Source organism: Mycobacterium sp. pV006, from assembly GCF_041287115.1.
Classification (GTDB): Bacteria; Actinomycetota; Actinomycetes; order Mycobacteriales; family Mycobacteriaceae; genus Mycobacterium.
Map to the genome: position 1 here is coordinate 1 of NZ_JBGGKT010000058.1, position 750 is coordinate 750.

Below are 750 nucleotides of genomic sequence, written 5' to 3' on the forward strand. Positions count from 1 at the left end.
AGTCCCCACCGGAACACCCGGCGCACCCGGAGCAGGCGGCGTCACCACACCACCCTCAGTCCCCACCGGAACACCCGGCGCACCCGGAGCAGGCGGCGTCACCACACCACCCTCAGTCCCCACCGGAACACCCGGCACACCCGGAGCCGGCGGCGTGGCGATCTGGGCCTCGGTCGACACCGGCGCACCCGGGACGCCCGGAGCAGGCGGCGTGGCGATCTGGGCCTCGGTCGACACCGGCGCACCCGGGACGCCCGGAGCAGGCGGCGTGGCGATTTCCACCGACGAAGCACTCGGCGTACCCGGCACACCTGGCGCCGGCGGCGTCGCAATCTCCACCGACGAAGCACTCGGCGTACCCGGGACGCCCGGCGCAGGCGGCGTCGCAATCTCCACCGACGAAGCACTCGGCGTACCCGGCACACCCGGAGCAGGCGGCGTCACGATCTCGGCCTCGGTCGACACCGGCGCACCCGGTCCACCGGGGGCCGGGGGCGTGGCCACCTCGACAGAGGACTCTGTAGGTGTGCCGGGAGCCGGCGGGGCCGGCGGCGAGAACGTCTCGATGGTGCTCGACGCTGGTTCACCGGGCGCGGGAGGCGCCGGAGGTGAGAACGTCTCGATCGAGCCCTCTATCGGCGTGCCCGGAGCGGGCGGCGCAGGCGGGGTCGCACCACCAGCCGAACCCTCAACCGGCACACCAGGAGCCGGCGGCGCAGGCGGCGTCACACCACCAGCCGAACCCTCAAC

General features: G+C 74.3%; 2 pseudogenes. One reads left to right on the top strand and one right to left on the bottom strand.

What is annotated here, in order from left to right:
* Positions 1-237: pseudogene (locus ACAG25_RS24780) on the bottom strand (hypothetical protein); the annotation flags it as partial.
* Between the two features lie 31 nt (positions 238-268).
* On the opposite strand from ACAG25_RS24780, the pseudogene ACAG25_RS24785 reads away from it, so the two are divergent.
* Positions 269-750: pseudogene (locus ACAG25_RS24785) on the top strand (hypothetical protein); the annotation flags it as partial.